The 12,314-nt window shown below is 44.7% G+C and carries 16 protein-coding genes, 1 tRNA gene and 3 pseudogenes; 14 read left to right on the forward strand and 6 right to left on the reverse strand.

Translation table 11 applies throughout. The annotated features are described in order from the left end of the window. From IPL83_00810 to IPL83_00830, 5 genes and pseudogenes are all read left to right on the forward strand, one after another. A pseudogene (locus tag IPL83_00810) lies at positions 1 to 401 on the forward strand (glycine cleavage system protein T). A 38-nt stretch (positions 402 to 439) separates the two neighbouring features. Then, positions 440 to 828, forward strand: a pseudogene (gene gcvH, locus IPL83_00815) (glycine cleavage system protein GcvH). A gap of 41 nt (positions 829 to 869) precedes the next feature. Next, positions 870 to 954 (forward strand) — tRNA-Leu (locus tag IPL83_00820). Between the two features lie 75 nt (positions 955 to 1,029). Beyond that, positions 1,030 to 1,311 carry a YheU family protein gene (locus IPL83_00825; GenBank protein ID MBK9037697.1) on the forward strand — a complete coding sequence of 94 codons (282 nt, stop codon included), beginning with the start codon at positions 1,030 to 1,032 and terminating at the stop codon, positions 1,309 to 1,311. A 143-nt stretch (positions 1,312 to 1,454) separates the two neighbouring features. Beyond that, positions 1,455 to 2,624, forward strand: coding sequence for a hypothetical protein (locus tag IPL83_00830; protein ID MBK9037698.1), 1,170 nt, complete (start codon positions 1,455 to 1,457; stop codon positions 2,622 to 2,624). 69 nt (positions 2,625 to 2,693) lie between these two features. Here IPL83_00830 and IPL83_00835 read toward each other — a convergent pair whose 3' ends face one another. Together IPL83_00835 and IPL83_00840 are read right to left on the reverse strand one after the other, a co-directional pair. After that, positions 2,694 to 3,608, reverse strand: coding sequence for a DMT family transporter (locus IPL83_00835; GenBank protein ID MBK9037699.1), 915 nt, complete (start codon positions 3,606 to 3,608; stop codon positions 2,694 to 2,696). Further along, on the reverse strand, positions 3,609 to 4,193 hold the full coding sequence (locus tag IPL83_00840) for a GNAT family N-acetyltransferase (protein MBK9037700.1): 585 nt from the start codon (positions 4,191 to 4,193) through the stop codon (positions 3,609 to 3,611). It abuts the gene before it with no gap. A 360-nt stretch (positions 4,194 to 4,553) separates the two neighbouring features. Between IPL83_00840 and IPL83_00845 the strand changes: the two are divergent. Continuing rightward, a pseudogene (locus IPL83_00845) lies at positions 4,554 to 6,214 on the forward strand (B12-binding domain-containing radical SAM protein). Here the strand turns inward: IPL83_00845 and IPL83_00850 are convergent. Beyond that, positions 6,204 to 6,599 (reverse strand): 6-pyruvoyl tetrahydropterin synthase family protein, encoded by a 396-nt coding sequence (locus tag IPL83_00850; GenBank protein MBK9037701.1) that lies wholly within the window; start codon positions 6,597 to 6,599, stop codon positions 6,204 to 6,206. The pseudogene IPL83_00845 and the gene IPL83_00850 sit on opposite strands and share 11 nt — an antisense overlap. 180 nt (positions 6,600 to 6,779) lie before the next feature. Between IPL83_00850 and IPL83_00855 the strand changes: the two genes are divergently transcribed. The 8 genes from IPL83_00855 to IPL83_00890 all read left to right on the forward strand — a co-directional run bounded on the left by IPL83_00855 (position 6,780) and on the right by IPL83_00890 (position 9,347). Beyond that, positions 6,780 to 7,178: a heavy-metal-associated domain-containing protein gene (locus tag IPL83_00855; GenBank protein ID MBK9037702.1), complete on the forward strand. Its 399-nt coding sequence runs from the start codon at positions 6,780 to 6,782 to the stop codon at positions 7,176 to 7,178. Between the two features lie 218 nt (positions 7,179 to 7,396). Continuing rightward, positions 7,397 to 7,750, forward strand: coding sequence for an HAD-IC family P-type ATPase (locus IPL83_00860; protein ID MBK9037703.1), 354 nt, complete (start codon positions 7,397 to 7,399; stop codon positions 7,748 to 7,750). Further along, positions 7,747 to 8,169 carry an HAD-IC family P-type ATPase gene (locus IPL83_00865; protein MBK9037704.1) on the forward strand — a complete coding sequence of 141 codons (423 nt, stop codon included), beginning with the start codon at positions 7,747 to 7,749 and terminating at the stop codon, positions 8,167 to 8,169. The genes IPL83_00860 and IPL83_00865 overlap by 4 nt, the downstream gene beginning before the upstream one ends. A 15-nt stretch (positions 8,170 to 8,184) precedes the next feature. Further along, positions 8,185 to 8,574, forward strand: a complete 390-nt coding sequence (locus IPL83_00870; protein MBK9037705.1) for an HAD family hydrolase — start codon at positions 8,185 to 8,187, stop codon at positions 8,572 to 8,574. Beyond that, positions 8,553 to 8,669, forward strand: coding sequence for a hypothetical protein (locus IPL83_00875; protein ID MBK9037706.1), 117 nt, complete (start codon positions 8,553 to 8,555; stop codon positions 8,667 to 8,669). The genes IPL83_00870 and IPL83_00875 overlap by 22 nt, the downstream gene beginning before the upstream one ends. Before the next feature lie 31 nt (positions 8,670 to 8,700). Then, positions 8,701 to 8,850, forward strand: a complete 150-nt coding sequence (locus IPL83_00880) for an HAD hydrolase family protein (protein ID MBK9037707.1) — start codon at positions 8,701 to 8,703, stop codon at positions 8,848 to 8,850. Between the two features lie 16 nt (positions 8,851 to 8,866). Further along, positions 8,867 to 9,064, forward strand: coding sequence for a hypothetical protein (locus tag IPL83_00885; GenBank protein ID MBK9037708.1), 198 nt, complete (start codon positions 8,867 to 8,869; stop codon positions 9,062 to 9,064). Next, the gene (locus IPL83_00890) at positions 9,051 to 9,347 is read left to right on the forward strand and encodes a metal-sensitive transcriptional regulator (protein ID MBK9037709.1); all 297 of its coding nucleotides are present in this window, start codon (positions 9,051 to 9,053) and stop codon (positions 9,345 to 9,347) included. Before IPL83_00885 ends, IPL83_00890 begins: the two co-directional genes overlap by 14 nt. Before the next feature lie 7 nt (positions 9,348 to 9,354). Here the strand turns inward: IPL83_00890 and IPL83_00895 are convergent, their stop codons facing one another. From IPL83_00895 to IPL83_00905, 3 genes are all read right to left on the reverse strand, one after another. After that, positions 9,355 to 9,579, reverse strand: a complete 225-nt coding sequence (locus tag IPL83_00895; protein MBK9037710.1) for a penicillin-insensitive murein endopeptidase — start codon at positions 9,577 to 9,579, stop codon at positions 9,355 to 9,357. Further along, on the reverse strand, positions 9,561 to 10,091 hold the full coding sequence (locus IPL83_00900; GenBank protein ID MBK9037711.1) for a penicillin-insensitive murein endopeptidase: 531 nt from the start codon (positions 10,089 to 10,091) through the stop codon (positions 9,561 to 9,563). The genes IPL83_00895 and IPL83_00900 overlap by 19 nt, the downstream gene beginning before the upstream one ends. A 1,321-nt stretch (positions 10,092 to 11,412) precedes the next feature. Beyond that, positions 11,413 to 11,688 (reverse strand): hypothetical protein, encoded by a 276-nt coding sequence (locus IPL83_00905; GenBank protein MBK9037712.1) that lies wholly within the window; start codon positions 11,686 to 11,688, stop codon positions 11,413 to 11,415. Between the last annotated feature and the right edge of the window lie 626 nt (positions 11,689 to 12,314).

A 12,314-nucleotide genomic window follows, 5' to 3' on the forward strand; every position in this document is an offset into this window, starting at 1 on the left:
AGGACACTCTGCGTACGGAGATGAAGTATCCTTGTATGGGCATGAAATTGATGACCAGACAAATCCTTATGAAGCAGGTTTAAGGTTGGGTTGTAAAGCCCGACAAGAAGGACTTTATTGGGAGAGAACCAATTTGTGCGATTAAGGCCTCAGGACTAAAATCAAAGCTCATTGGATTCAAAATGGTGGATCGTGGGATAGCTCGACAGGGTTACAAGTTGTTTCTTTTGACAATAAAGAAATCGGCAAGGTAACAAGTGGAACGGTTTCACCCAGTCTCAATGAAAATATTGGCGTGGGTTACGTCAGGGCTGATCTGGCAGAAATCGGAGCCGATTTAATGGTAGAGATAAGGGGTCGAAAGTTAAGCGATCATTGTTAAGACACCGTTTGTGCTTTGAAATTTTGAGCTTTGAGAAAAGCAAGGAGATGGAGAAAAATGGCAACTTATCAGATTCCTGAAGAAAACTATTACACTAAAGAACATGAATGGGCTCAAGTGGATGAAAATGTGGTCACTGTTGGTGTGACAGAGTTTGCTCAGGATCAGTTGGGTGAGATTGTCTATGTCGAGCTTCCTGAAGAAGGTGAAAAGCAACCCAAGGCGAGCCGTTTGGAGTGATTGAAAGTGTTAAGGCTGCCAATGATCTTTACGCTCCTGTTTCAGGGACTGTCATTGAGGTCAATGCTTCATTGGGTGATTCGCCTGGAACTATTAACGATGATCCAATGAATGAGGGATGGATGGTTCGAATCGAAATGGACACAGAGAAGGAACTTGCCAATTTGATGCAAGCACCTGATTATAGGAAACTCATTAGCAAATAGAGATCGAAGGCTTTCACAGGGTTTTTGAGCAAGAAAATTGTGCCCGGGTGGTGGAATTGGCAGACACGCTAGACTTAGGATCTAGTGCCGTAAGGTGTGCAGGTTCAAGTCCTGTCCCGGGTACCACGTTGACGAAGGCAAAGTCGCATTCCACTGCGAATCGTGGAGAGCCGGAAATGCCCCAACCGTGGAGAGCCCCTAATGTTTGATTTAAAAAGTGATGAAATTCCTATCGAGATTCAGCTTGAACAGCTTTCTGATGAGGCTATCGCGGGAATTATCGAAAATTTTATCTTGCGCGAGGGAACTGACTACGGATCTGTCGAAGTGTCCTTTGAAAGAAAATCAGAGCAAATTCGCCAACAAATTGATTGTGGGGAAATAAAGATTGTTTTTGTTCAGGACTCAGAGACTATAAATTTACTGACAAATCGCGAATTCAAATTACTCATCAGTTCAAATGGACCAAAATTAACTTCTTGACTCGCCTTAGGGGAGTGCTCCTTCCAGCCTGGGTTAAAGCCTAGGGGTTCCCATGGGACCCTTGTCTCAAACAACCCGATAAAATATTATCAATTATCACATTATTTGGCACAAGGTTTTTCGATTGGAAAAAGCACTGTCTTATGCGTCGAAATCGTATCTTTAAGATTCTCCTTGTGGAGGTTTTCCCTGGGCTAATTGTCTTAGCCCTCATCGCAAGCCTGAATATTTCTGTGACAAGCTCAAATCACCAATCATTTTTGAACGAAATTTCTGAAAGAGGAGTCGTTCAATGGTCTTCGGGTAGTATTTCTACTGAAGATGGATATATTTTATTAAACTCGCCAGGAATGGAATGCCTCCTTTTAAAAATGGATGGCTCCCGACAGGGAATTATTCCTGGCAATCTCTGTAGAATTCTTGATGATGGAAGCGTTGTTTCAAAAATTGTTAGTATCGAAGGTAAAGAAGAGATTATAAAATACAAGGGGAGGTCTGTTGATTGGAAATTCCCAGCGGCAGTAACGCACGATATTTCCATTTCTCCGATCGATCAATCCATTTGGGCCAAGGGACTTGATCTTGATAAGACTGGAAATCAAACGGTAAAAGTAGATTATATTCTTGGTCTAAGTTCCCAGGGTAGAGAAATTTTTCGCTGGAGTATGGCGGAACACCTCAGTGAACTTTCTAAACTTTTAGGCGGGCTAGTGGCTCCTTACACTTCTGGAAAAGGAACTCCAGAAGAGGGGTTTCTCAATGTCACTCACATGAATGCAGTCCAGATAATTCCACCCAACGAATTGGAAAGTTCACATCCACAATTTTCTGCTGGAAATATTCTCACGACAGATCACCATAACGGCGTCGCTTTTATTGTTGACCGGAAGACTCGGCATATTGTGTGGGTTCATAAGGGTGCACAGTTCGGCTTGCATACCCCTCGATGGTTGGAAAATGGGAATATTTTGATGTTCGCTAACATCGTAAAAAACGACAATCAGAAGCCCGCATCATGGGTACTTGAAATTGATCCGATCACCCACCAAACGGTTTGGGCTTTCACAGAAAAGCCTAATGGTGAAATGTATTGTGATCGATTTGGATCAGCACAGAGGCTAAGAAATGGAAACACCCTAATTTCTTATGGTTGCAAAAACAGTTCCATCATCGAAGTGACCCCGCAAGGTTCTGTGGTGTGGAAATGGCGCGCCTCCATAGGAAGGGAAAAATTCGATATACCTAACCAGATTTACCGTGCGGAATGGTTGCCAAAGGAGATAGTTCAGTCTTTTTTTTCAAGTCAAAATTGAATTCCCGCCATCGCTGGAAAGTTGTTTCGGCTATCAAGGATCCGAATGCGAAAAGGTGAAGCATTCTAGCTAAGTTCGTTTGAGAACCGGCACGACAACACCGAAGGTAAAAATAATGGAGGCGCCGATTCCGGCAGTTGCGGTGGGTATAAATCCAAATAATATCATGTCGAGGATGAGACTCAGCACCGGAGCGAGATAACTGAGCGATGCAATCTGACTCGCGGGTGCTCGTTGAAATGCATATGTGGTCAGGTGTTGGGACAGACTTGCCGCGAGACCTGCCAAGAGCAGCAGCGACCAAACTCCTGGTCTCGTCGGCCACGTGACATTGTGAAAACAGAAGATAAGCAGATGTGCGGTGATCGCGGACAGACACCATGTCATCATGATTTGCGACGTAGAGTAGGTAGATTTGGTTCGAGCAATCATCAGGTAGGCTAAGGCGCCAAACAATCCCGAGGCGATAGCGAGGACTGCTCCAAGAAAGGAACCATCGATTTTTACATTGGCACACATCATATAAAGACCGAAGATGGAACCTACTATGGCAAGCCAGTTCAGCGGGTTGACCCTCTGCCTCGCGATCAAAGGCGAAAGAGCGGCGATAAAAATGCCGCTGCTCGCCCCCAAGAATGCAGTTTGGCCGCTACCAACTAAGGCGACTGCCGCAAAATAGGTCGTAACCGTCATCGCACCGAACACTCCCCATAGCCAGAGAGCTCTATGCCTAAGCGGAGATAAAATGAGCCGACAATTTGTTCTTATAAACGGAAGTGAGATGAAAAGGAGATTCGCTATCACCCGAACAAAGCTTCCAGCCAAACTCGAAAAACTTGGATCTTCTTGATGGGCCGCAAAAAACGCGGCGCCCGTCGCCGCCGAAAAGATGCAGGCGACAAGAATGGCTGTTTGGCCGCGTTGCTCTACGATAGCGCTCCCACTCAACTCAATAGCTTCGGCGGTTCCATTTTTTAAGAACATCTACTGATCTGCCAGAGGCATGCCGATTTCGCTTAAAGGCAGAAAATAGGCCTCGACAGGTAGTCCATGACTTTGGAAATCTCCGTGAGGATCGCGAATGTAGCCTCTCTTTTTGTAAAGGTTTGCGACACCATCTGCACCTTTCTGTACGTGCAGACAAATGAAGGTCAGCGACCAAGAACGCGCGATCCGTTCTGATTCGGTCAGGAGAACCTCTGAAAAACCAAGACCATGAAATTCTGGGTCAATAGCCAGGCATCTGAGGTTGGCTGCCTTCTGGATCCAACACTCCGACAGGTTTGAATCAGGATTAACTAGCGAAAAGGTTCCAATGATCCGATATCCAAGTTCAAGTACACAGACTTCGCCATTCTCTCTCCGGCTCTTAATGTCTCGAAGTTCTGAAATTCTTTGCTGGGGAGTAACAATCTGTGGAAGTTTTTGTGCGTAGGTTTCAGTGAACGATTTCACGAGAAGGTCAGCGACGTGATTGTCGTCGAGACAAGATGCCTGCCGAATATTTATGAAGTCAAAAATATCCCGAGATCGTGGTTTTCTAAATTCCTTCGTCTGAACATTCATCATATGAAAAACCTCCGTGTGTTGTCTGTTGCGAACATTGGACGCTATGAGCATATATGAATAGAGTGGTGTGTTTCCGTCAGCAGTCGGTCAGTGTTAAGTTGAATTTCGATTACACTAGACTTTTGAATATCGTCATTGTTGGTCGTGCACTCAGTCTAAACAAAAAGCTGACTTTAAAATGTGAAAGTTCAAACGACTTGTTGATCCGGCAAGGTTGTCAGCTTCGGATCCGCCATCATAGACCTTCCCTTTCCATGCCATTCAGTTTAGAACTGATGACATGTATTTGATCATATTACGATTCTTAGCATTTGGCGCCGAAAGCTGTATTTGTTCAGGGCCTGTCTCGGGTGGCGCTTCTTGAGAATTCTCTTCATTCAGCCTCCCATTCAGGATTTTTATGAGACTCAGTTGCGTTTGCAACCAATTGGGCTTGCGTATCTCAAAGCAGCCCTTCAGAAACATCATCCTGAGGTTGAAGTTGTCATTCGGGACTATCATACTGGATATGGACGCCAAACTCTGCGGTGGCCGAAAGAGCTTGAATATCTTCGCGAATATTATTCGATTTTAGATCGAAGTCCATTTTCTACTTTTATAATTATTATCACTTCGGCGCGAGCTTCGATCTGATCGCTGACGACATTGCGAGAATTCAGCCCGATCTCGTTGGTGTATCCTGTTTGTTTACTCCCTACTTTCGGGAAGCTCACGAAATTTCCAAAAGGGTAAAGAATTTTCGAAACATTCCGGTGCTCATGGGAGGTTCGCATGTCTCTGCTGTACCAGAATCTGTATTGCAACACGACTCAGTGGATTTTATCATCCGCGGAGAGGGTGAAAAATCTATCGTTGATTTTGTATCTTTCCTTCAGGGAAAGCTGGCGATAACAGAGGTCGGAGGTCTCGGATATAAAATCAATGGGGAGCTCCAATTTAATCCAATCAAGGAGAACTTTGATATTGGGGAGCTACCTTATCCAGATCTTGGGTCATTCTCATTAGGAACTTACAAATACGGTCACCTCCCTCTGGCTTTTATGATTACTTCGCGAAGTTGCCCCCATAAGTGTTCCTTCTGCTCGGTTCATTTGACTTTTGGTCATCGATATCGGAGGCGCTCTCCCGAGGATGTTTTGTGTGAGATCGAACTTCGATATGAGCAGGGTTATCGCGTCATTGATTTTGAAGACGATAATCTCACTTTTTATAAGGATGAAATGAAGCGCCTGTGTGGCGCTTTGATTGAGAGATTTCCCAACCGAGAAATGCAATTTGTGGCGATGAATGGAATCAGTTATTTGAGTCTTGATGATGAGCTACTTGAACTCATGTGGAAGGCAGGATTTACTCATCTCAATTTGGCTTTGGTCAGCTCCGATAAAGTGGTACGGGAAACCACGAAGCGTCCTCATACCCTCGAGGCATATACACGAGTCGTTCACAGGGCGCATTCTTTGGGATTTCATATTGTGTCTTATCAAATTTTAGGATTGCCGAACGAAAATCTAGACAGCATGATGCAGACTTTAGCTTTCAATATTCGACTGCCGGTGCTTTTAGGTGCTTCTATATTTTATCTGACGCCCCAATCGCCAATGGCCCTTAAATTGGGAAATTCACTGAGCGAAGCAGATCATTTCAAAGCTCGCACCACCGCAGTTGCACATGAATCTGAGAGTTTTTCTCGTCAAGACATTTATACCCTTTTTATTGTGAATCGAATTTTTAATCACCTTAAAGGACTGAAACTTGAAAGGGACCAGTCTTTGTCGGATCTTTTTATTGAGCGTCAGGATGATTGTGGTTTGGCCCTTTTTTCTGATTGTCTGAAATCGGGGGTTTTATATTTTATCAATCGACAAGGTCGGTATCCCAATCTCAAATTTAAGACGGAACTTTTAGTCAAAGCAATTAGGCAAGCCCAGTTCGTGACCACACAAGATGGTCACAAAATCGAACTGGATGAGCTGGGTCGACTTCAGGAATCGAATCGCTTGGGTCAGTTTTTTAGCGTCTGACTGTGCAGGAATGAGTGCAAGTTTCATCGATGGTTACGGCATCCAATGGAAAGCCTAGATCTGCAGATTTTTCAAGTAGATAAAGTGCGATCACTTCAGAAGTGGGATTGTCACTAAATACAAAATGCCTCTGGTGGGTGGATCTTAAAAATTCAATGGTCAATTCATCTGAATCAGCCAAGAGCGTGGCGTGATCCCAGTTTTCCTTGCACCAGTCTTTAATGACCTTAAAGTCAGCAAAGTCTTTGAGCATGCCAAATTGGTTGAGCTGCAAGCCCTTTATTTCACAGGTAATTCGAAAAGAATGGCCATGAAGATTCTGACAGCGTCCTGGATAGCCCTTAACCAAGCGGTGTGCGGCTTCAAATGAAAACGTGGTTGTCAAAGTTACAATAGGTCTGCTCATGGGAACGGAGAATGCGTTATTGCGAGGATTCAGTCAACATTTGAGATATTTTGACATACCCTATGGGGGTATAGTAGAATAATAAAAAGTTGAGCCGATTTGAAGATGAAGGTCTAAGCTTGTGCGTTTGCAATTGCTATCTGATCTGGAGGTTACTTTGTGAGACAAGAATACTTGGTTCAGGGTATGACCTGCGCTTCTTGTGCGAGAAATATTGAGGCGTCCCTCAGGCGAATGCCTGAGATTGAAAGCGCCAAAGTTAATTTTGTGACCAATCGGGCGACACTTATTATCAAGGAAGGCTTGGGGAGTATTGAAGCGACTCTCATCGCCGTCCGCAAGACAGCGAAGGACATCGGATACGAATTCATCGAAATAAAAAGTGGCCAATCGCCAATCTCCGCAGAAATTTCAGATCGTGCAGATCCTATCGACCTCAGAGAAGCTTATGATCAATCAGAAGAAGACAAAAATTTGCGAATTCGCATGATTGTGGCGGGGAATTTTGACCATTCCACTTTTTTTATTGGGAATGGATTTGGTTCCTTTTGCTCGTGAATGGTCGACTTTTGTTAATCACATGATGCAGTTAATGTGCGTTCTTCCCATATTGTTTTGGTCTGGGAAGAGATTTATCTTTGGTCTGTTCCTCACTCTGAGAACGGGTCATGCCAACATGAATACTTTGGTGGGACTGGGAACCCTCTCGGCCTTTGTATATAGTCTCGTTCTAACTCTTAGCCCCAATCTCTTTAGATATGAGGGACTTTCTGCACGTGTATTACGAGTCTGTTGGATTCATCGTGCTATTTATTTTATTCGGCCAATTTCTTGAAAACAGAGCCAAACTGAAGACTTCAATGGCCGTACGTGGTTTATTTGAGCTGAAGAGCAAAGAAGCTCTGGTGGTTGTCAATGGTGAGTTTACAAGGGTTGCAATTGAGAATGTTGTCGTTGGTGATACTGTTTCGGTTCGTCCGGGAGAACGAATTCCTGTTGATGGCACGGTGTTAGAAGGTAATTCGCTCGTCGACGAGTCCATGGTGACAGGAGAGCCAATTCCGGTAGAGAAAAGGTCTGGTTCTGAGGTCATTGGTGGGACGCTCAATCAAAGGGCGCTTTTCAAATGAGAGCTTGCAAGGTTGGGAGCGAAACTTTCCTTTCTCAAATTATTAGATTGGTTCAAGATGCTCAAAATTCGAAGGCTCCCATCGAGCGGTTTGCGGATCGAGTGAGTTCAATTTTTGTCCCCACTGTTTTCATTTTGGCTTGTTTGAGTTTTAGCATCTGGTTGTTCGTAGGGCCCGAGCCTCGATTGACTTACGGTCTTGTTGCCTTTGTTTCTGTGCTCATCATTGCATGTCCCTGCGCCCTGGGATTAGCGACACCCACGGCAATCATCGTCGGAATCGGTCGAGGAGCTCAGCGAGGAATTTTGTTTCGCAGTGCTGAGGCAATAGAGGTGGGTGAAAAGATAACAGCGATCATTTTGGAGAAAACAGGAACAATCACGGAGGGTCATCCAAAAGTCCTTGTGACAAAATATTGAACAATGATGGGGTCGTTGGAAAAAGAAATTTACAACTGGCTCTTGAGCCTGGAGAGTCGATCTGAGCACCCACTGGGTCAAGCGATTTCAGAATTTGCAAAAGATAATGGTGGCATGAACGTGGAAGTGGAGAGCTTTCAGTCCTTAACAGGTTTAGGCATCATAGGGCTTGCAGAAAAAAAGAGAATATTGGTGGGCAATCAAAAATTGATGCTCAATGAATCCGTCCAACTCAACGAAGAAGTGATGAGAACTCTGGAGGAATGGGGCTCACTGGGTCATACTCCTGTGTTTGTGGCGGTAGAAGCTTGTCTTGTCATGATGATAGCAGTGGCTGATCCGATAAAGAGAGGGCTCCTGGGGTTGTACGTGAACTTGGAGAAATGGGTATTGAAGTTTGGATGATGACAGGGGATTCGCAAAGGGCCGCAGAAAGTGTGGCGAACCAAATTGGGATCATGAAATTTGCAGGAGAAGTCTTGCCAGGGACAAACTTATGAAGGTCAAGGAATTGCAATCGGCAGGTCACAGGTGGCAATGGCTGGGGATGGTATCAATGATGCACCTGCCCTGGCTCAATCTGATTTAGGTATTGCCATGAGCACTGGAACGGATATCGCAATTGAATCTGCTGACATGACTCTGATTAATGGCGATTTGGAGCTTTGCCGATCGCTTTGAAAATCTCCAGGGCACCATGAAGGTTGTTCGTCAGAATCTATTTCTATCATTTGTCTACAATGGTCTTGGAATTCCATTGGCGGCGGGGGTCTTGTTTCCGATAACAGGGACCCTGCTCCCTCCTGTTTTTGCTGCATTAGCTATGGCCTTGAGCAGTATCTCTGTAGTACTCAATAGCCTTCGATTGAAAAGTAAAAATCTTGGAGGCATATAATGGAAAAAAAGGAACTTCTCACACGAGTCATCTCAATCGCCTGAAGCGCCTTGAAGGACAAATTCGTGGGATCGCCAAGATGATTGAAGAGAAGCGCTACTGCATGGAAATTTTGACTCAAATCAAAGCGGTGCGTTCGGCATTGGGTTCTTTGGAAGAGAAAATCATTGAACAGCACATTGATCATTGTGTCAGGAAGGCGATTGGATCGAATGATAAAAATGAAAAGGGCTTGGTGATCAAAGAAATCATGGAGTTGCTGGAGTCTGCGCGAGCAAGATAGGTGAGTTCTAACATCCTGTCCCAACAGGAGGAGGTTCCTGTTCTATGCAGCGTGGACTTGTTGGTGGACAGGTCAGTCGGAGGTGAAAATGATCGTGGTGGTTTTTCAGGGGGCGCAAGCTTCCGAGAACTGCAGCCACCTTTTGATCTGAGTCTTGATTTTTCCATTTTAGGCAAAAATGCTTTTGATGACCTCGTCGACAAATATTCGATCTCACTCGACCCGTCTGAATAAGGCGGCTAAAGACTTCTCCGTTTCGATCTGAGTCAAAAGTTTAGGGAGTTTTCCTCTCGGGGCAAAATCTTCATCAAATCCAAGATCGTTATCGGGATTCTGTTCTTTGTGATTGTGGCGATAGTAGGCAATATCGACATCAAGACCGTTTTGATGACTCCCGTGGCGCCCCAGGGGGCCTCCACCTGCTCCGCTGATATCGCCAATCTGAAGTCGCTCCCCATTTGGAAAGTCCAGAGAGATGCTTTTTGCAATATCGGCAAGTATTTTAACCAAGTCATCAGTTGCGTAGGCTCGATTTCTGCCCTGCATGATTTTCAAGAGGCCCTGGGACTCCGAGGGGAGACTATTGGAATTAATAAGATCACCACGCGAGAAGAATCCGATGGCCTGTTCAATTCCAGGTAACTGACATTTCTCAACAGGACCTTTTTCTATTCCGATCAGCTCATTTAACTCCGCAGGCGTGAGTTGATCCTTTCGTCCCCATTCCGTTGCTTCGGTTGCCACTGAAAAAGAAGGACTAACAAAATACCTAGCTTTTTTGCACTCATAACAATATCAGATTCTAACAAGCTCGAGTGAGCAAGCAGATTCGATCCATTTTGAGACGAACCCCTACCTTCGTTAACCCGACCCACAAACGTCCGATAGAGAAAAACTGACGGAAATCGGAAGTTCGTGATTTTCAATGCTCATTCAGTGCTCTATTTGAAAATATCTCGGAAAAGTGTGAGAGAACGAATTTTTCTGTTTTCTCATTTTCTGTCTGCCGGAGAATTTCTCTTAACGAAAGCCAGTTTGGCCAGGTCCTCCATTGCAAGCGCATCCTCGGTTATCCATAATATAGGAAATATGGGACTGATCAAATCAGCTGTGAAAGACGAGTCAGCGACGAATTTTATCAAACGATTGCTCCCTCAAGAAAGCATCAATCGATCACGTTTGATGGAGTACTCATTACTGCAAAAGGAATTGAAGCTCCTCATCAATTGAAATCAGAGGTAGAGGAAGCCGCCATTGAAGTTCATTGGAAGCTGACCAATAGTAAGGAAGCGCAAGAATATGTTGATTCAATTCCAGATTCAAAACTTGGATTTGGGGCTATTTTTAGTTAACGAGGAGAAATTCCTTTTTGACGCCAACGGCGGAATAGCCTCTGATCTTGGTGCAGTAGAGAAATCTTGAGCCTCAAAGTAGCCAGGCATAGTGAAAATAGCGGACTCGCGAAGGCCTACGTACCGATCCCTACCCTGCGAGAAAGGGAATTTCTTCTCTGTCATGTATTCTCTTTATTTTTCTCAGCCTCATAGTCGCTGTCTTGAGCAAATTGATGTTGTCCCAACACTTAAAGCTAACCAGGTAAAATTGCTGGATATCCCACGCTGCGAAAAGGGAAAGCTTGAGGTTATCGTTCCAGAGAGATAAAATCATCCCCGACTGGAGATTAAATTGGATAGATGGAGTTTACTGATCAATTGCTGCGGTTGAATTTTCGGAATAGAAGGGGTTCTCAGAAGTATGACTTGAATTTGATTCCTGGGGTCTAAAGAATATTCTCGTTAAGGATTCATCTGGAAGGCATCAGATTTTCACGACTCAGTTTGGCTGGATCAACATGGTAACTCTGAGATGCTCATAGGATCAGAACACGATATGATCTACTAAATAAGCTACGCAATGCCGGGAGCGAATGGGGACTCACCTGCGTCAATGGCTGTCTCAGAAATCATAGCTCATTTAGCTCAGCCAAGAAAGCATTGCTCGCCAAGAGCCAAAAGTTCGAAGGCCGGCTTCGGCAGAAGAAAAATCATACATTAATGTTCGATTTTCAATAATGACGATCTCTCATCGCCGTGGTGCTGTGTCTCTTTCCGCCAAATCCTGGAACGAATTCAACTTTGAAAGTTGCTCTTTTCGGTGCCCGCTCGAGAGATCCGGTAGCAGCGTAAGTAGACAAAACGCGAGGGACGTCCGCAAATTGGATAAAAAAACTGATCAAGTTACTTTCATTCCAGGCTCTGGACTCGTTTGAGATGAAAGCATCGTAAAATTCCGTGCACCCGAAATGGTGGATGTTCACATGGCTTGAGCGTCTAGTAGACATCCAGAGTTTTCTCTGCTGCCACGACTTGCTAATTGATTCCGGACAGCGGTTTGAGTCAGGGTTATCGCGACTCACCGATCCTAATATAACATCGAACTTAAATGGTCGAAAGTCCGGTTTGCAGAATGGGGTTTCATCGAGCCAGCTGATGAAGTAGCGGCGAAAATCGCACTTTCGTAACTGAGCAGGCGCCAGGGTGGTTCGGATAATTTTTAAGTGTAAAGGCTGCGGAGAGAAGTTCATTGTAACCAAGTCTAGCCCTACTGGCTTGAGCGAGTTTCTGGCTCTTGCCATTCGAAGGCCCTTTGAAGGTGGGAAGGTAAATATATATAGTTTCAGAAAAAGCTCATAAGATTATGCATGGATTCTCCAAGACCCGATGAATCCCTTAGTCTGCTGAGGTCGGACTGCCATCTTGGGTGATTTCAATCTGAAACGGATTGTTCAGATCATTCATCTCCCAATGGCATTGCCAAACTCCAATATTTTGTAAGTATCACATATGTCATTAGCTTCACCTAGCAAGGTTTGCCCTATCATGCGATCAGCCAATTTTACCGTCATCGTTTGGTGGAAAAGTTTATGAATTCCCGTCAGCATTTCTGAAACTGCCCAAACCGCGAGGG

The organism is Bdellovibrionales bacterium (assembly GCA_016716765.1).
Taxonomy (GTDB): Bacteria; Bdellovibrionota; Bdellovibrionia; order Bdellovibrionales; family UBA1609; genus JADJVA01.